The sequence below is a fragment of the Corynebacterium limaceinasi genome, from assembly GCF_046717465.1.
In the GTDB taxonomy this organism is placed as follows: Bacteria; Actinomycetota; Actinomycetes; order Mycobacteriales; family Mycobacteriaceae; genus Corynebacterium.
Map to the genome: position 1 here is coordinate 2,271,763 of NZ_CP177100.1, position 17,624 is coordinate 2,289,386.

Annotated in this window: 14 protein-coding genes; 11 read left to right on the forward strand and 3 right to left on the reverse strand. The window is 58.1% G+C overall.

Annotated features, from left to right (window positions below; translation table 11 throughout):
- The first annotated feature begins 8 nt into the window (after positions 1-8).
- The 3 genes from ACLI1Q_RS10980 to ACLI1Q_RS10990 all read left to right on the forward strand — a co-directional run bounded on the left by ACLI1Q_RS10980 (position 9) and on the right by ACLI1Q_RS10990 (position 4,242).
- On the forward strand, positions 9-425 hold the full coding sequence (locus tag ACLI1Q_RS10980; RefSeq protein ID WP_239269254.1) for a methylenetetrahydrofolate--tRNA-(uracil-5-)-methyltransferase: 417 nt from the start codon (positions 9-11) through the stop codon (positions 423-425).
- A 110-nt stretch (positions 426-535) separates the two neighbouring features.
- Positions 536-2,278, forward strand: a complete 1,743-nt coding sequence (locus tag ACLI1Q_RS10985; RefSeq protein ID WP_239269255.1) for an ABC transporter ATP-binding protein — start codon at positions 536-538, stop codon at positions 2,276-2,278.
- Positions 2,278-4,242, forward strand: coding sequence for an ABC transporter ATP-binding protein (locus ACLI1Q_RS10990; protein WP_239269256.1), 1,965 nt, complete (start codon positions 2,278-2,280; stop codon positions 4,240-4,242). Before ACLI1Q_RS10985 ends, ACLI1Q_RS10990 begins: the two co-directional genes overlap by 1 nt.
- A 20-nt stretch (positions 4,243-4,262) precedes the next feature.
- Here the strand turns inward: ACLI1Q_RS10990 and ACLI1Q_RS10995 are convergent, their stop codons facing one another.
- The 3 genes from ACLI1Q_RS10995 to ACLI1Q_RS11005 all read right to left on the reverse strand — a co-directional run bounded on the left by ACLI1Q_RS10995 (position 4,263) and on the right by ACLI1Q_RS11005 (position 6,224).
- Entirely contained in the window at positions 4,263-4,790 is a 528-nt protein-coding gene (locus tag ACLI1Q_RS10995; RefSeq protein WP_239269257.1) for a hypothetical protein, read from the reverse strand.
- A 98-nt stretch (positions 4,791-4,888) separates the two neighbouring features.
- Positions 4,889-5,656 carry a DUF6114 domain-containing protein gene (locus tag ACLI1Q_RS11000; protein WP_239269258.1) on the reverse strand — a complete coding sequence of 256 codons (768 nt, stop codon included), beginning with the start codon at positions 5,654-5,656 and terminating at the stop codon, positions 4,889-4,891.
- Positions 5,646-6,224 carry a DUF6230 family protein gene (locus tag ACLI1Q_RS11005; protein ID WP_200288567.1) on the reverse strand — a complete coding sequence of 193 codons (579 nt, stop codon included), beginning with the start codon at positions 6,222-6,224 and terminating at the stop codon, positions 5,646-5,648. Before ACLI1Q_RS11005 ends, ACLI1Q_RS11000 begins: the two co-directional genes overlap by 11 nt.
- A gap of 410 nt (positions 6,225-6,634) precedes the next feature.
- Between ACLI1Q_RS11005 and ACLI1Q_RS11010 the strand changes: the two genes are divergently transcribed.
- The 8 genes from ACLI1Q_RS11010 to ACLI1Q_RS11045 all read left to right on the forward strand — a co-directional run bounded on the left by ACLI1Q_RS11010 (position 6,635) and on the right by ACLI1Q_RS11045 (position 17,579).
- Positions 6,635-7,711, forward strand: a complete 1,077-nt coding sequence (locus ACLI1Q_RS11010; protein ID WP_239269260.1) for an oxygenase MpaB family protein — start codon at positions 6,635-6,637, stop codon at positions 7,709-7,711.
- 78 nt (positions 7,712-7,789) lie between these two features.
- A complete protein-coding gene (locus ACLI1Q_RS11015) occupies positions 7,790-9,376 on the forward strand; it encodes a succinic semialdehyde dehydrogenase (RefSeq protein ID WP_239269261.1) in 1,587 nt (528 codons plus the stop codon).
- A 167-nt stretch (positions 9,377-9,543) separates the two neighbouring features.
- Positions 9,544-10,350: an NAD(P)-binding protein gene (locus tag ACLI1Q_RS11020; protein WP_239269262.1), complete on the forward strand. Its 807-nt coding sequence runs from the start codon at positions 9,544-9,546 to the stop codon at positions 10,348-10,350.
- A complete protein-coding gene (locus tag ACLI1Q_RS11025; RefSeq protein ID WP_239269263.1) occupies positions 10,350-11,249 on the forward strand; it encodes an oxygenase MpaB family protein in 900 nt (299 codons plus the stop codon). Before ACLI1Q_RS11020 ends, ACLI1Q_RS11025 begins: the two co-directional genes overlap by 1 nt.
- A 106-nt stretch (positions 11,250-11,355) precedes the next feature.
- Positions 11,356-14,226, forward strand: a complete 2,871-nt coding sequence (locus ACLI1Q_RS11030; protein WP_411696995.1) for a (Fe-S)-binding protein — start codon at positions 11,356-11,358, stop codon at positions 14,224-14,226.
- 34 nt (positions 14,227-14,260) lie between these two features.
- Complete coding sequence (locus tag ACLI1Q_RS11035) at positions 14,261-15,568, forward strand: cation:proton antiporter (RefSeq protein WP_239269265.1); 1,308 nt, start codon at positions 14,261-14,263, stop codon at positions 15,566-15,568.
- Positions 15,569-15,643: 75 nt separating this feature from the next.
- Positions 15,644-16,294, forward strand: a complete 651-nt coding sequence (locus ACLI1Q_RS11040) for a DUF1707 domain-containing protein (protein WP_239275409.1) — start codon at positions 15,644-15,646, stop codon at positions 16,292-16,294.
- Between the two features lie 55 nt (positions 16,295-16,349).
- Entirely contained in the window at positions 16,350-17,579 is a 1,230-nt protein-coding gene (locus tag ACLI1Q_RS11045) for a pyridoxal phosphate-dependent aminotransferase (protein ID WP_239275407.1), read from the forward strand.
- The last annotated feature ends 45 nt before the right edge of the window (positions 17,580-17,624 follow it).

Sequence of the window (17,624 nt, forward strand, 5' to 3'; positions counted from 1 at the left end):
GAACTTTTATGCAGCGTGTCGCCATCATTGGAAAAGGTCCTGCCGCCCTATCCACCGTGGAAAGACTCCTAAGCGCCGGCATGTGCGTAGACCTCATCTCAGAAAAAACTGCACCGTTCGGTCTACTTCGCCGCTTCGCGGGGCTTGCCGGCGTGGTCGATGAGGCCGTGCCGCACGAGTGTGCACCGGGTACGACCCCGCGGCTGCGCCTACTGGGAAACGTACGCGTGGGAGTAGACGGCGATATCACCCATAACGAGGTCCACCAGCTGGCCACCCACGGGGACCGCGAGCTCATCGTCATGGAATTAAAGGCCCGCGGCATTCCCGTTACCACGTGGGAGGGGCTGTGCACGCCAATTACGGATTTTGAGGACTGGGCCAGCGTCATCGCCAGGGCACAATTGGCGCACGTCTTGGTCTAGGTTCGGCTACGAGGTCAGGTGCCTAAATATAAATACCGTTCGCCCCATCTGCGCCGACCAGATATGCTTGCAGGTTAATCCCTATTCTCCCTCGAAAGAAGCGCAGGTTTATGGATCTGGTCCGAATCCTCTTTACCCGCTCGGCACCCTATACGCCCTATGTCCTAGCGGTACTTATCCTGCAGGCGCTGTCCACCGCGGCCACCCTGTATCTGCCGTCCTTGAACGCCAAGATCATCGATGAGGGCGTGTCCAAGGGCGATATCGACTATATCTGGGACACCGGCGCAATCATGCTCATCGTAGCCTTTGTCCAGGTCATTACCGCCATCGGCGCGGTGTGGTGCGGCAGCCGCACGGCCATGGGCGTGGGCCGGGACCTGCGCAGCGAGGTCTTCCGCAAGGTCACCACGTTTTCCGCGGAAGATATGAGCGAGTTCGGCACGCCCACCCTTATTACCCGCGGCACCAATGACGTGCAGCAGGTGCAGATGGTCTACATGATGATGCTGAACTTCATGGTCACAGCGCCCATTATGTCCATCGGCGGCATCATCATGGCCATTCGCGAGGACGCCGGACTGTCCTGGTTGGTGTGGGTTTCTGTCGCGGTGCTGCTCGGCACCATCTCCGTCCTCATCGCGCGGCTCATGCCGCTTTTTCGTTCCATGCAGGACAAGCTGGACACCATCAACGGCACCCTGCGCGAGCAAATCACCGGCATCCGCGTCGTGCGCGCCTTTGTGCGCGAGGCCTATGAAACTGAGCGTTTTACCAAGGCCAATAAGGACATTACCCAGCTTTCGCTGAAAATCGGCCAGCTTTTTGTTCTCATGTTCCCGCTTATCACCGTCATCTTGAACGTGGCCACGGGCGCAGTGCTGTGGTTTGGCGGCCAACGCGTGGATGCCGGGCTTGTCGATGTCGGCGGGCTCACCGCCTTCCTGCAATACCTGCTGCAAATCCTCGCCGCCGTCATGATGGGCACGTTTATGGCGATGATGCTCCCGCGCGCCCTTGTGTGTGCCCGCCGCATCACCGGGGTTTTAAGCCACGAGCCGTCCATTACCCCGCCGAAAGATACCGTCACCCCGGAAACCATGTCCGGCACCGTAGAGTTTCGCAATGTCAGCTTCTCCTATGCCGGCGCGGATGCCCCGGTGCTAGAGGATGTTTCCTTTACCGCCACTCCCGGCACCACCACCGCGATCATCGGTTCTACCGGCGCGGGCAAGACCACGCTGCTGTCCCTCATCCCGCGCCTCTACGTCCCGAGCGAGGGCGAGGTGCTTATCGATGCCACCCCTACCACCTCCCTCTCCCGCCCGGACATCGTCAGCCGTGTCTCGCTGGTGCCGCAAAAGGCCTACTTGTTTAGCGGCACGGTGGCCTCCAACCTGCGCTTGGGCCGCCCCGAGGCCACCGACGATCAATTATGGGAGGCGCTGCGCGTGGCGCAGGCGGACTTCGTCGATGACCTGGACATGCCCATTGCACAGGGCGGCACCAATGTATCGGGCGGGCAGCGCCAGCGCCTATCCATTGCCCGCATGCTCGTGGCCCAGCCGCGCATTTACCTCTTTGATGATTCCTTCTCCGCGCTGGATGTGGTCACGGATGCCAATGTGCGCGCCGCCATGCACCAGTCCTTTACTCAGCGCGGCGAGGCCGTCACCACCATCATCGTGGCCCAGCGCGTGGCCTCCATCCAGGATGCCGATCAGATTTTGGTCATCGATAAAGGGCGCATCGTCGCCCGCGGCACCCACACTGAGCTACTGAAATCCTCAGAGGTGTACCAGGAAATCGTTGAATCCCAAGAAACCGCTGGAGTAGCTGGAGGAGAGCACTAATGGCCAAGGACACCACACACAACTCCTCCGCTGAGGACGCCGAGCTCCAGGAGCTTGAGGCCAAGGTCGCCGCCGATGAATGGTCCGGTTCCGCACCGCGTCAGGCCAAGAATTTTTGGCCTTCTGCCAAGCGCTTACTGCTGCTACTCATGCCCTATAAGCGCATGCTAGCGGTAGTGGCGGCGATGGACGTAGTCTGTGTTTTCCTCGCGGTCTTTGCCCCTAAAATCTTGGGCGATGCCATGGACGTCATCTTTTCTGGCGTCATCTCCCGCGAGCTGTCATCTGGCATCTCGGCGCAGCAGGCCATCGACGGTATGCGCGCCCAGGGCCAGGATCAGGTGGCCGATATGGCCTCCGGCATGGATTTCACTCCCGGCGAGGGCATCGACTTTACCCGCTTGGGTACGCTTATCATCGCGGTGATCGCGATGTACATCGTCTCTGCCGCCTTCGAACTCTGGCAGGGGCTCATCTTAAACCGCCTGACCATCGACACGGTCTACGAGCTGCGCAAGCGCGTGGAGGCCAAGGTGCATGCCCTGCCGTTAAATTACTTCGATTCCCACCAGCGCGGCGATATCCTCTCGCGCACCACCAATGACATCGACAATGTGCAACAGGCCCTCCAGCAGGCACTTTCCCAGCTGTTCTATAACATCCTGATGATCCTGGGCATCACCGTGATGATGTTTAGCATCTCTTGGCAACTTGCCCTGGTGGCACTCTTGGCGCTGCCGCTAACCGCGCTGATCATCGGGGTCATTGGCGGGCGCTCGCAGCGCCAATTTAAAACCCAGTGGCGCGCTACCGGCCAGCTCAATGGCCAAGTGGAAGAGTCCTTCTCCGGTCACGATCTGGGCATCGTCTTTGGCCGCACGGAGGATATGACGCGCCAATTTGATGAGCGCAATGACAAGCTCTTCCGCTCCTCTGCACTGGCGCAATTCCTCTCCGGCATCATGATGCCCATCATGCAGTTCGTGTCCTACCTGTCTTATGTGGCCATCGCTGTGCTTGGCGGCCTGCGCGTGGCCAACGGGCAGATGACCCTGGGCCAGGCCACCGCCTTTATCCAGTACTCCCGCGAATTTAACCAGCCGCTGGGCCAATTGGGCGGCATGATGCAACAGGTGCAATCCGGCGTGGCCTCTGCGGAGCGCGTCTTCGAATTCCTCGATGCGGAAGAGCAATCGCTGGAGGCTACCAGCGATGAGCTAGTAGGCCGCGCCCGCGGCCGCGTAGAGTTTCAGGACGTTGGCTTTTCCTATTCGCCGGAGAAGGAACTTATTACCGGGCTCAACCTACGCGTGGAGCCGGGGCAAACCGCGGCGATCGTGGGGCCCACCGGCGCGGGCAAGACCACCATGGTCAACCTGCTCATGCGCTTTTATGACATCGATTCAGGCCGCATTCTTATCGATGGCCACGAAACCGCCCACATGCCCCGCACCGCCCTGCGCTCCCAGGTGGGCATGGTGCTACAAGATGCCGTCCTCTTTGAGGGCACCATCATGGACAATATCCGCTACGGCCGGCTCGATGCCACGGACGATGAGGTTATCGCCGCGGCCAAGGCCACCTACGTCGATCGCTTCGTGCACTCCCTACCGGAGGGCTATGACACCGTTATCGACCAAGATGGCGGCGCCATCTCCGCCGGTGAGCGCCAGTTGATTACCATTGCTCGCGCCTTTTTGGCCCAGCCTGCGCTGCTCATCTTGGATGAGGCGACCTCGTCCGTGGATACCCGCACCGAGGTGCTTGTCCAGGAGGCCATGAATGCCCTGCGCGCCGAGCGCACCTCCTTCGTCATCGCCCACCGCCTATCCACCATCCGGGATGCTGATCTGATCTTGGTGATGGAAAACGGGGGCATCGTCGAGCAAGGTTCGCACGAAGAACTGCTGCGCGCCCAAGGCGCTTATTGGCGCCTGCACCAATCGCAGTTCAACGAGGCTTAAGGGAAGGAGCCGCTGCGTGGTTACTGCACGTTGAGCTGGACCTGCGGGGCGTGCAAATTAGCGCCCTGCAGGTTGACCAGCTCCATGGTGACATCTTGCAGCGAAATGTGCTCCATCAAAACGTTCGGGATAGGAGCATCGGGCACCACGTGCGGGTCAGGAACGCCCAATTGATCAAGCACCGCGTTGAGATCGCCGTTGGATAGATCGACGTTTACCGGAATGGTGGGGTGATCCACCACTGCAGGCGTTGTCTGCAGTCCAGTGGTCAGGACGGTGACCGGCCCGTCCGTGACGGTGGTTTCTACATCACCAGTGGTTAGCTTGCCTTGCCCCATAGCAGCGGGCAGGGTCAACGCGAGGTTACGCGCCGCCAACTTATCACCTACGAGTTTCAGTGCTCGTTGTTCACCTTGTGCGGTAGGCACAGTGATGAGCGAGGCGCTTACGTTTCCAGTCAGGGTGACATTATCAGCAGTCACCGTGCTGAGTTCAGATTGCGCTAAGGCCAAGCCTTCCTGCGCACGGGTTTCCTCAGGTTGGTTCACCGCACACACCGCTGTAAAAGCGCAGAGCACTGCGAGCGCACTACCTTTTACCACACGAGCGGAGCGACGACGCGGTAGCGAGCTCAGCCTGAATAGCTTCATGCTGAAACCGCCAGTTCTTTGGCCTGGGACTTTTTCTTCTTCTTGCGCTTCTTAGGAGACTTCTGGCGATCCTGTGGCTGCCAAGCAAATGCGAGCGCACCACCGATAATGCCCAAAAGGCTGCCTATAACGAAGCCACCCAGGTTGGTGGTGGGAAGCGCGACGATCGCTACCAAGATGGCTAAAACACCCAGGTAAGACGATGTCTCCTGCCTAAACCAAGATCCTAGGCCGAACATGATAAGTGCCGCACCAATAAGGAGCGTCGAAACGCCAGACACCGTGGAAATCATGACCAAAAGATCTGAAATGCGCACAGTAATATAGGCCGGCGCAGCGATGGCGATGCCGGACAAGATAAGCAACAAGCCACCCGCGAACGGACGACGCTTGCGCCAGTGTTTAAACCGCTTCCACCAGCTCTCTTTAGGGGCCACTCTGGTTACGGCTTTGTCATTCTTGTTATTCGCTGCGGAATCCTGCGGTTCATTAGCACCTTTGACCGCATCCGCTACCGACTGCGATGTGTTCTCTCCATCGCTTTCCGCCGTGGCCGTGGCTTCAGCACCAGCATCAGCGGTGTCCTCGGCCTTCGTCTCCGCAGCACTAGCGTGATCGGTGCCAACGGCGGCCTCACCAGCGGTATTTCCGGCCGACTCCTGGGAGGAATCTTGGGCGCTGCGTGCAGCTTCGCCGTTATCGGTATCGGTTTCGGTCACCGCAGGCATGCGCAAAGTCTCATCATCAGAAGACTTAGCAGCCATTGTTGTTGCTTCCCCTCTTCACCGTCACATTCACACCAGAGGCAGCGAGCCTTTCTGCTCCCACCGAGGTCGTACGAATATCATCCGCGCTCAGGGTCACCTTCTGCGCGTACAATCCCCACGAACCTGGATCTGCCTTGTCATTGACCTGGCTGGCGTCGACACCCACGTTGGCGTTCGTCAGATCGAGCTGACCCTTAATGTCGGTAGCACCAACCAAGAGGTTTTCTACCTCCACACTGTCATCACCATTCGCACGGAGGGCGAAGGTGGTCTCGCCAATCCCTGGGACATCAGGAAGATTGGCAGACAGGCACAAGTTGGAAGCCACGGCGTGCTCAAACTTCAAGCGCGCGGCCGGGATGGTTTCCTCTCCCATCTTGTCCCTATCAACGAAGATCGACAATCCTTCGCCCTCTAGGTGGCTCATGTTCACCTTAAAGAAGGTTCCTGAAAGTGCGATATTAGCGGTCAAGCCACCTTGGGCTACCGCAAAACCTGTTACACCAAAAGCCGCAAGCCCGGCAGCCAGTGCGGTTGCAAACTTTGGAATACTAATCCTGCCCATGAAGGAACCTTTCTGTGGAATTGAAAAGGCGGGGTAGCAGCCTGTTTTAGCGGCATCCCCCGTCTACGGTGAATTTTCAGCCCACTCTTTACCGCGGCCAGAGGTACACAAGCCGACGATGAGTATTGGACCTACGCAATCCACTGATTAAATGAGCTTGAACACACGTTAACACTACCTGAGACACGTCACACAAATAGGGGTGCAATTAAATACGCCCGCAACAGTGTAGCCCAGGTCATATGTTTAATGAAGATTATCGCACCCCCTGCCGTTGTCAACTTCCGATCCCCCACTAAACCCGCAGCGCACATCGTTGCACCCCCAAATTTGTGCGCCATGTAATAGGTGCGCACCGGTGTGTGTTACGCTACACAACCATCAGATTTTATCGACTAAGGAGGGTCGAATTGTCCAACTCACTGAAACCCGAAAATGCACAGGCAAACGAAGAAAATACCCACATTGATTCCTCTCAGTCCGGAGCAGAAGAAGTAAACGCTCAGGACAAGAAGGAAGAAAAGCGCGAACTGCGCCGCGCTCCTTTGGGCCCGGATTCCCTGTTGTGGAAGTGGGGCTCGGATAACCGCCTGCAGCTGCTGCGCGGTTACACCGGCATTTTGCAGAATATGCACCCTGCGATTGGTCAGTCCCTTTTGGACCACTCGAAGTTCTTCGACGAACCTTTCGCCCGTCTGCAGCGCTCTACGCCGCAGATTATTCAGTCCATCTACGATGATGGGGACATCGGTGAGCGTATCCGCGACTACCACGTCACCATTAAGGGCACGCTGCAAAATGGCGAGCGTTACCACTCCCTGAACCCAGAGACCTACTACTGGGCACACGCTACCTTCGTCTACCGCGTTATCTACGCCCAAGATCTCTTCGGTACTCCGTTCACCAAGGAAGAGCGCGACCAGATCGTTCGCGAGGGCGTGACTTGGTGGGACAAGTACGGCATGTCTGAGCGTCCGGTCATTGATAACTACGATGACTTGATCAAGTACATGGATGACATGGCAGACACCGTGCTCGAGCGCAACCAGACCGTTGACTTCGCACTGCGCACCGCACGCGTAGAGCCGGTCAAGGCTCCGGAAGGCGTTCCAGAGGCCGTATGGAAGGTTATCTGGAAGCCCATTATGCGCAGCGCCATCTGGTTGACTGTGGCTACCCTGCCGCAGAAGTACCGCGACATCTTGGATCTGAAGTGGACCAAGCGCGACCAAAAGCGCTTCGACCGCATCGCCAAGTCCGTTCGCTTCATCATGGACCACCTCCCAGAGGACAAGCGCTACATGGAGCCTGGTCGTTCCTTGATGATCAAGAACGGCATGATTGAGGGCAAGTACAAGGAGCCGAAGAAGATCCAAGGCTACAACGCCGCCCAGGCTAAGGACTCTGCTGCCACCGCGGAATCTACCGACAAGCCGGATTCCGATGATGCAGTAGCCGCACGCCGTGCTGCCGGCTGCCCGTTCTAAAACACACCGGCTTCCCAATTGTTCGTGAGCTTTTTAGCTCACGAACCTTTTCATTGATCTTTCTGGAGCGTGCATTACATGTCTTTACCACGCCGTCTACAAGAACGGCCCTTGCCACAGCATTTACTGACTGAGCTACAACATCTCACCACTAACTACTCCACTGGTTCGCTGGATAAAGGCGAGCACCAAGCGGTCCATTCCCCCCTATTCGAAGAAAAATTAGGATGGGTTGGAGTAGGTTCCGAAGAAGACGTAGATGAGGCTTTCCGCCGTTCGCGTCAGGCCCAAAAGGCCTGGGCCGACACCGACGTTAAGCAGCGCGTAAAGGTAATGAAGCGCTTCCACCACCTCGTGGCTAAACACCGCGAGCTGCTGGCGGATTTCATCCAACTGGAAACCGGCAAGGACCGCACGGCCGCTTTTGATGAGGTACTCGATGTACTAAATAACGCGCGTTATTACTCAAATAATGCGCCAAAGCTACTGGCCACTCAGAAGCAGCCGGGCGCATTTCCGCTCATCACCAAAACTCACTTGCAGCGAGTTCCTAAGGGCGTTGTGGGGCAAATCAGCCCGTGGAACTACCCATTAGCATTGGGCATTTCCGATGCCGTTGCGGCACTACTTGCCGGCAATGGCGTTGTGGCCAAGCCCGACGGATCCACCCCATTTTCTAACCTGATTTCCCTCTACCTCTTGAAGGAAGCAGGACTGCCGAAGGATCTGCTGCAGATCGTCACCGGCTCCGGCCGAGTTGTCGGCTCCGCCATCTCCGAACGCTGCGATTACCTGATGTTTACCGGTTCCACCAAGACCGGCAAGATTTTGGGCACCACCGTAGGCGAGCGCCTCGTTGGATACTCCGCAGAACTGGGCGGCAAGAACCCAATGATCATCGCGCCGGATGCGGACATCGACAAGCATATTGACACCATCGCTACCGCCTGCTTTTCCAATTCAGGCCAGCTGTGCGTGTCGATTGAACGCATCTACGTGCCCGATGCCATCTTCGATCAATTCATTACCGCATTCCGCCGGGCAACCGAATCCATCAAACTTGGTTCCGGTTTGAACTGGGACTACACGATGGGTTCACTCATCGGCCAAAACCAATTGGATGTGGTGCAGCACTTCGTCGATGATGCGGTAGAAAAGGGTGCCACCGTTATTACCGGCGGCAAGCCCCGCCCGGATATCGGCCCCTACCACTTTGAGCCCACGGTTCTCACTGATTTGGGTGAAGGCACCGAGCTTGCAGAGCAAGAGGTCTTTGGCCCCGTGGTGTACGTGCAACGCGTGCGCGATGTTGAAGAGGCCATCGAGCAGGCAAATAAATTGCCCTACGGCCTGAACTCCTCTGTATTCGGCCAACCCGAAACCGCGCAGGGCATCGCCGAGAAAATCGATGCTGGCAGCGTGACCATCAATGATGGCTACGCCTCCACGTGGGCCTCGATTTCCACCCCGCTGGGTGGCGTCAAGGAGTCCGGCGTTGGCCGCCGCCATGGCCACGAGGGGCTGACCAAATATACGGAAGCGAAGAATATTTCCTCGCAAAGGATCATGCCGATGCGCGGGCCAAGTTGGCTTCCCAATAAGTATTACGGCACCCTGCTGAGCTCCGCGTTGCGCTTAGGAAAGGCCTTGCGCTTCCTCCCCTAAGCACTGCGCAGCATAACCAGCCAGCTTTTAAATCCAGTAATCCACTTCACAATTGTTGGGGATATGTGTACTATCACAACATATCCACAAATTGTGTTCTCTCTGAGTACATAAATTGCCAATACACAGCGGCCGGTAAGTGCCCTGTGAAACTCGAAAGGAACAGTATGTTCAAGCCATATCGCCGACCGACCGTCGCAGTCGTCGGTGCCGGAGTAGCCGGATGCGCCGCGGCTTCTGAATGCGCATTCTCTGGATTCGACACCGTTCTTTTTGAACAAGAACCACACATCGGCGGTCACTTCAATTCCGCTGATGCCACCGAGGTCTCCCGGAAGTACCACTTCCGCACCCCGTACCTCCGCCTCACGAAAACTGACGGCTCGCCAGCTTCTGTAGTACGCCACCTTGAAGAGGCTGTTGCTGCCAGTGGCGCCGAGTTCCGCGGTTCCACCGCCGTTACTGGTGCCGAATTCGACCGCGCAGAAGGCAAATGGGAAATCTCCTACCTCGGTGATTCCGGTCAGGAAACCCAAGCTTTCGATGTGTTGATTCGCGCCACCGGCGAGGAATCCCCGTGGATTTCCGTTCCGGGACGGTCAAAGGCCAGCGTCGATGACATGTACCTGCACCACGGTGTAGAGGTATTTGGGCTGCCTAATGCCCTCTTTGTTGACGGCCCTACCCCGCGCGACTCTTACCTCAAGCGTCGCCCACTGGCTGTCATCGAAGCCCGCGCCGATCACTGCCGCCGTTACGTCCGCCAGCTAGAGATTCGTGGACCAGGAGAACTAACCGTCAAGCACGATAAGTGGTTGGTTCAGCCCGGTACCGTACGCGGAATCCGCGAAGTGCTCGCAGGGTTCGATGCACCGGCCCACGATTTCAAGCGAGCATCCAACTACGCCCCTGAGTCCGCCTCGTCCGAACGCCAGAATCAACAAAAGTCCGCTACTGCCCTTAAGGAGGCATAATGACTACTCTGAGCAATCCTGAAAGCACTGTAAACGACAAGCACGCCCAACCTGCAGATAACAACACCGATAACCTGCCTGAGCTGGGTCCAGATTCCATCCTGTGGCAACGCTTTGGTGACTGGCGCTCCGCATTCGTCGCACTGTCTGCTGGTCTTTTGCAGATTGCCCAGCGTGACGTCAGCCGGTCCTTGGTGCAGCACTCGAACGTTTTCGATAACGAGGTTGCACGCTTGGTTCGCTCCGCCTTCCCGATCATCCGCACGATCTATGAAGGCCCTGAAGTTGGCGTCATGATTCGTGACTTCCACAAGGACATCAAGGGCACCCACCCAGATGGAAGCCGCTACCACCCGCTGAACCCGGATGTGTACTACTGGGCACACGCCACCTTCGCTGCAATGCCGTACCAGCTGGCCGGCAACTTCATGGATCCTCTGACCCCAGAGGAGCGCGAGCAGCTCTTCCAGGAGACCCGTACCTGGTACACCTTCTACGAGGTTGCAGAGCCCGACGATGCGCCAAAGACGTACGCTGAGTTTGAAGAGTACGTAGACAACATGATCGATACCCTCGATATCAGCGAAACCATCGAGCGCTCCCGCATCATCAACGGCCTTACCCTCGACACCCCAGATCCCAAGGTGCCCAACTGGCTGTGGAAGCCCATTGCACCTTACGCATCTCGTCTGCTGTTGTGGGTTGCTATCGGCATGATTCCGGACAAGCTGCGCAACAAGCTTGGCTGGGAGTGGACCAAGAAGGATGAGCGCAAGCTCAAGATCTTCTCCCGTGCCGTCCGTGGAGTCTTCTCCGTCCTCCCGCGTAAGGCACGTATGGTTCCTATCGCTACCCGCGCCTTTGAGAAGGCGGAAGCTGAAGGCGGCTTCCACTACTAAGGCCAATATCCCTTCACTCATAGTTACTGAATACTGACTCCCACGATGACGCCTTGAGGCTTTAAGGTAGATAACAACGTGGAGCATCAGTAGTGAAGGAGCACGAATGACAACCGTGTCCGGTTGGATTGCTATAGCCACATCGATTCCGGTGTGGCTATACTTTTTCGCCCGCATAGGCGCGCTCATTAAGTTCATCCGCTCGGGCGGACCAACCCAACTAGAGCGCACCAATAGCCCTCTAAAACGCCTCGGGCGCGTGCTGGTAGAGGTCTTCGGCCACACCCACTTCAAGGGAAAGCCATTGGTCAATGCCGCTCACTGGGCGGTCATGGTGGGCTTTTTATTCGGCATCCTGGTGTGGTTTGAGGCCTATATCCAAACCTTCGCCCCGGATAAAGGGTGGCCTGGCTTAAGCACCTGGCCGGTGTATCACTTTGTAGAAGAAATACTCGGCATCGGCACGTTGCTGGGCATCTGCTTCCTCATCGGAGTGCGCCTGAAACTAGGCGATACCGAGCGCGGCAGCCGCTTTTTCAACTCCCAAACGGCGGCGGCCCGGTGGGTAGAGGCCATTGTATTCATCGAGGGCCTCAGCATGCTCTTGGTCAAAGCTTCCAAGATCGCGGCCTTTGGTGGCGGTTCCGCAGTCGCGGATTTCTTGACCGTTCACTTAGCTAAGGCACTGCCTGAGTCCCCGGCACTGGTCAGCTTCTTCGCCTTGGTCAAGCTGCTATCCGGGCTCCTCTTCATCTTCTTTATTGCCCGCAATTTCCAGTGGGGTGTCATGTGGCACCGCTTCATGGCGTTTTTCAATATCTTTTTCCAGCGCAATACCTCTGGGGATAAGGCGCTTAAATCCCTGCCCACCCCGGACTTGGAAAAAGACATCACCCCTGGCAGCTGGAAGTTGCTGCTGGATTCAACCGCGTGCACTGAATGCGGCCGCTGCCAAGAGCTGTGCCCGGCTTGGAATACCGATAAGCCGCTCAGCCCCAAAAAGGTCATGATGGACTTGCGCCAAGGTGCGCTAGATAATTACAGCCCGCACGAGGGCCTCGATGTGCTCTCGATGGCTGGTGTCATCGACGATGACGTCCTGTGGTCCTGCACCAACTGCGGGGCCTGCGTGGATCAATGCCCCACTGATATCGAGCACATCGACCATATTGCAGACCTGCGCCGCTTCAAGGTCTTGGCGGAATCCGATTTCCCCTCAGAGCTCACCGGCCTATTTAAGAACATGGAAACCAAGGGCAACCCCTGGGGCCGCAATAATTCCGAGCGCCGCGCTTGGATTGATGAGGCGCGTGCCGATGGCATCGAGGTACCCATCATTGGCGAGGACGCCGCGGATTTCTCCGATATGGAATACCTCCTCTGGGTCGGCTGCGCCGGTGCCTATGATGACAATGGTCGCCGCACCACCCGCGCCGTCGTGGATCTTCTCCACACCGCCGGCGTGAAATTCGGTGTGCTTTCTACCGGCGAGACCTGCACCGGCGATCCCGCTCGCCGCGCCGGCAATGAGTTCTTGTTCCAAATGATGGCGCAACAAAACGTGGAAACCCTCAACAACGCTTTTGAGGGCGTGCCGGAAGGCCAGCGGAAAATCATCACGACCTGCCCGCACTGCTTTAATACCATCCGCAATGAGTACCCGGACTTCGACGGGCATTTCGATGTCTTCCACCACACGCAGCTACTCAACCGACTAGTACGCGAGAAGCTGCTGCAGCCGGTTCCGCGCACCCCAGAAAACCGCAAGCCCATCACCTATCACGATCCGTGCTTCTTGGGCCGGCACAATAAGGTCTTCGATCCCCCGCGCGAGCTTCTCGAGGCCACCGGCGTAGAACTGCGCGAGATGGACAAGTCCCGCAATGAGGCCTTTTGCTGCGGCGCCGGCGGCGCGCGCATGTTCATGGAAGAAAAGTTGGGTTCTCGCATCAATGAGTTCCGCACGGAGCAGGCACTAGAGACCGGCGCCGAGGAAATCGCCACTGGCTGCCCATTCTGCAATGTCATGATGACCGGCGGCGTGAAGTCTTTGGCCGCCGAGTCCACCCCCACCACCCAGGTCAACGACGTGGCCACCATGCTGCGCAATTCCATTTCCCTGGATGACAAGGGCACCCTTCCAGAGCCTCTCCCCAAGGCGTTCTTGGCCACCCCAGTGCGCCACCGTGCGGCCTCAGCTACCACCACCGCTGAATCCCCCAAGGCACCCACGCCTGCCGATGCCCCCTCCTCCAGCAATACCCCCACCGCTGCCACTCCACCTGCTACACCCTCCGCGCCTTCTGCTCCTTCGGCATCGGCAGCTCCAGCCGCGCCTTCGGCACCGGCGGCCCCCAAGGCTCCTTCGGCACCCAACGCACCCAGCTCACCGAGCGCGCCGCAATCCACTAATGCACCGTCGGCGCCTACTCCACCTTCTGCACCGAGTGCCCCCTCCGCGCCCAGCGCGCCAGCCCCACCGGGTGCTCCCACGCCGCCAAAGGCTCCTAAGGCCCCTGCGGCTCCGGGTTCTTCTTCGGCACCTAGCGTCCCGGCGGCGCCGAAGGCTCCGGCAGCACCAAGTGCCCCGGCAGCTCCAGGTGCCCCGACTCCGCCGGCTGCTCCAAATGCGAAAGCACCCGCGGCACCCCAACCGCCTAGGGCCCCGCAGCCACCCGCTGCATCGCAAGCACCAGCTGCGCCGGAACCACCTGCAGCTCCACAACCGCCAAAGGATCCGCAAGCTGCCAAGGCACCACAGGCTCCGGCAGCGCCAAAGCCACCGCAGGCTGACAAAAAACCCGAGGCAGCTGCGCCGCCAGCCCCGCCGGCTCCACCGGCATCGTCCGCGCCGTCCGCGCCATCCACTCCGCCTGCACCACCGGCGCCATCGGCAAGCGCAGAGCCTCCCAAGGCCCCCAAGCCACCGGAACCGCCGAAGCCACCCACGCCGCCGAAGGACACGAATACCGAGTAGGCATGTGCAGGGATGAGTGCGTACGCTGTGATCCATGCATTTAGATGTGGGATGGGCTGCGGATACTGTTGTTCTCGCAGCGGGTGCGACGGAAAACACCACTAGCCTCGTTTCCTTTGCCTGGATCATGTTAGCGGCGCTGTTGGCACCCATAGTGTCGTTCATGTTGGGCAACCGGCTGCCGGCCGTTGCCCTTTTGATCATCTTTGGCATGGTCATCGGCCCATCGCTTTTGGATGTCGCGCATGAGGATGCCGGCATCAGCATGCTGAAAGAGCTGGGCGTTGGTGCGCTCTTCTTGCTCGCCGGTTTTGAAATCGAGATTTCTACGCTCAAGACCAAAGAGGCGGGAACCGCGCTGTCCACCTGGCTTATCTGCCTCGTGGCTTGCGGCATCGGTGCGTACTTCTTGGTCGATAACGTCCCAGGTGCCATCGTGGTGGCGCTGGCGCTGACGTCCACGGCACTGGGAACGCTGCAACCCATGTTGAAGCAGGACCGTGTGCTCGAGACCAAAGTGGGCAAATCGGTCATGATTCACGGCGCTATTGGTGAGGTCGCCCCCATTACCGCGATGGCGCTGCTGCTGAGCACGCGCTCCACGTGGACCACGCTGCTAATTATGCTTGCGTTCATCGGCATCTCCGTGGCCGTCGCCATCATGCCGGCGGCCATTGCCACGACGATTCCGTGGGTTAAAGCGGCGTTTATCTCCGGTGCGGGGTCTACCAACCAGACCATTCTGCGCCTTATCATCCTGATCCTTGCCACCCTCATGGCCGTCACGGCGGTCTTTGAGCTCGACATCGTGCTGGGCGCCTTCGCCGCCGGCATCATCTTGAACCGCATCATTCCGGATGAATTCCATCGACGGCTAGAACACCGCCTCGATGTGGTCTTTCACTCCATGCTCATCCCGGTCTTCTTCGTGGTCTCCGGCATGACGATTAACTGGGATACCATCGCTAATAACCCGGGGAAGGTACTGGGCATCCCGGCGCTTATTCTCGTCACCCGCGGCCTGCCGGTATTCCTGCGCGAAAATGTGGGCCACACCGGCTCCGAAATTGAAACGGTGCGCGAACGCCTCCAGGTCAGCCTGTACACGGCGACCGGCCTGCCGATCATCGTAGCCGTGACGTCGCTGGCCGTTAATTCGGAATTGATGAAGCAAGAAACCGCATCCATCTTCGTCGCCGGTGGCGCATTGACCGTTGCCATCTTCCCGTTCTTGGCCAACCTGGTGGGAAGGAAGAACTCCAAGACGGTTGATGAATCCGATCCAAAGAAAAAATCGGATTCTAACGAGGACGACAAAGAAGATGAGTCGCAAGAGCTCTAGCCTGTGTACCCCGCACTAGAAGCTATGCCCTGCCACCGTGGCAGGGCATATTCTTTTTGAATCAGGTTGTCTATTATGGTGGCTGTGACTAATAGCTACGGATCCTCCCCCTATGACCGGACACTGCGTCTATCTGATTCAGAGCGCAACGATGCCCTGACGGATCTAGCCCGCGCAGTGGGCGAAGGCCGCTTATCTATGACCGAGTTTGAGGAGCGCTCCGATAGCGTCATGCAGGCCGTCACCCACAAGGACTTGGCGCCAATTTTCAGTGATATCCCTGCGACCGGATCGCAAGAGGCAAAAATCTACTCCCAGGGCGATGTGGAGCGCGCCTTTAATGCCGCGAAAAAGCCCCGCATCGCTACCGCGCTGACCAGCTCGGTGGTTCTGCTCGCGGCATCGCCTACTCTTGTCATGCTCAGCGCCACCATGAATAGCCCCTGGTTGCTAGCGGGCGGTGCCGTAGCCGCAGCGCTCATTCCCATCGTGTGGATCCTCTTGTACGTGGCCAAGGTGGGCCCGCAATCGTGGCATGCCCCCTCGGTGCGGCAGATTGAGCGCCAACAACAGCGCGAAATCCGTGCACTGACGGCACACGAGCGGGCGCACCAAAAAGAATTAGAGAAGAAAATGTGGGCCGAGCGCCGCCAGCAGGCCGGTGAAATTACTGGTCAAGCTATGGAAATGGCGAAGAAGCAAATCAGCAAGTGGAATAAAAAATAGCACTGAGTTGCGCTGCAATCCTTCTTAGCGCTGTGAAAGATGGCACAATATGGCCATGACTTCTCCCACACCCCGCATCTTTGACCAGTCCGAAAAATTAAAGGGCATCGCTTACGATATTCGCGGTGAGGTCTCAGCGGAAGCGGAGAGAATGGAGCTGGACGGCCACACCATCCTCAAGCTCAATACCGGCAACCCCGCCGTCTTTGGCTTCGATGCACCCGATGTCATCATGCGCGATATGATCAGCGCCTTGCCCACCTCCCAGGGCTATTCCACCTCTAAAGGCATTACCTCGGCCCGGAGGTCCATCGTCACGCGCTATGAGCTCGAGGACTTCCCGCATTTTGATATCAACGATGTCTTCTTGGGCAATGGCGTATCAGAACTTATCACCATGACCACCCAGGCGCTGCTCAATAATGGCGATGAGATCCTTATCCCGGCGCCCGATTACCCACTGTGGACGGCGGCAACCTCGCTGGCCGGTGGCACCCCGGTGCACTACCTGTGCGATGAGGAAGACGAGTGGAACCCGTCCATCGAGGATATTAGGTCCAAGGTCACCGAAAAGACCAAGGCCATTGTGGTCATCAACCCCAATAACCCAACGGGTGCGGTGTATTCGCGCGAGGTCCTGCAGCAGATCGTGGACATCGCCAGGGAGCACAACCTGCTGATTTTGGCCGATGAGATTTATGACCGCATCCTTTATGACGATGCGAAGCATATCTCCATCGCCTCGCTGGCCCCCGATCTTTTGACCTTTACCTTTAATGGCCTATCCAAGGCCTACCGCGTCTGTGGTTACCGCGCAGGCTGGATGGTTATTACGGGCCCGAAGCATAATGCGCACGGGCTTATCGAGGGCCTCGAATTGCTGGCAGGTACCCGCCTGTGCCCGAATGTCCCCGCCCAACACGCCATCCAGGTGGCGCTGGGCGGGCGCCAATCCATCTACGAGCTCACCGGGGCTGGGGGACGATTGCTGCGCCAGCGCGATATCGCCTACGACAAGATCAATGAGATTCCGGGTGTTTCCGCGGTAAAGCCCAAGGGCGCGCTGTACCTCTTCCCGCGCCTGGATCCCAATGTCTATGAGATTCACGATGATTCCAAACTCATGTTGGACATCCTCAAGGCGGAAAAGATCCTCATGGTCCAAGGCACCGGCTTCAACTGGCCGCACCCGGATCACTTCCGCGTGGTCACGCTGCCTTGGGCCTCCCAATTAGAAAACGCCATCGAACGCTTGGGCAATTTCTTAGTAAGCTACCGCCAATAGCACCCCAGCAGACGATTGGTGATTGCAGTAATAATCGTTGACAAT

What these genes read in the sequence shown, in the direction of transcription:
- ACLI1Q_RS10980 (WP_239269254.1), top strand. Translation starts at nt 9, where the DNA reads ATGCAGCGTGTCGCCATCATTGGAAAAGGTCCTGCCGCCCTATCCACC.
- ACLI1Q_RS10985 (WP_239269255.1), top strand. Translation starts at nt 536, where the DNA reads ATGGATCTGGTCCGAATCCTCTTTACCCGCTCGGCACCCTATACGCCC.
- ACLI1Q_RS10990 (WP_239269256.1), top strand. Translation starts at nt 2,278, where the DNA reads ATGGCCAAGGACACCACACACAACTCCTCCGCTGAGGACGCCGAGCTC.
- ACLI1Q_RS11000 (WP_239269258.1), bottom strand. Translation starts at nt 5,656, where the DNA reads ATGGCTGCTAAGTCTTCTGATGATGAGACTTTGCGCATGCCTGCGGTG.
- ACLI1Q_RS11005 (WP_200288567.1), bottom strand. Translation starts at nt 6,224, where the DNA reads ATGGGCAGGATTAGTATTCCAAAGTTTGCAACCGCACTGGCTGCCGGG.
- ACLI1Q_RS11015 (WP_239269261.1), top strand. Translation starts at nt 7,790, where the DNA reads ATGTCTTTACCACGCCGTCTACAAGAACGGCCCTTGCCACAGCATTTA.
- ACLI1Q_RS11020 (WP_239269262.1), top strand. Translation starts at nt 9,544, where the DNA reads ATGTTCAAGCCATATCGCCGACCGACCGTCGCAGTCGTCGGTGCCGGA.
- ACLI1Q_RS11025 (WP_239269263.1), top strand. Translation starts at nt 10,350, where the DNA reads ATGACTACTCTGAGCAATCCTGAAAGCACTGTAAACGACAAGCACGCC.
- ACLI1Q_RS11030 (WP_411696995.1), top strand. Translation starts at nt 11,356, where the DNA reads ATGACAACCGTGTCCGGTTGGATTGCTATAGCCACATCGATTCCGGTG.
- ACLI1Q_RS11035 (WP_239269265.1), top strand. Translation starts at nt 14,261, where the DNA reads ATGCATTTAGATGTGGGATGGGCTGCGGATACTGTTGTTCTCGCAGCG.
- ACLI1Q_RS11040 (WP_239275409.1), top strand. Translation starts at nt 15,644, where the DNA reads ATGGTGGCTGTGACTAATAGCTACGGATCCTCCCCCTATGACCGGACA.
- ACLI1Q_RS11045 (WP_239275407.1), top strand. Translation starts at nt 16,350, where the DNA reads ATGACTTCTCCCACACCCCGCATCTTTGACCAGTCCGAAAAATTAAAG.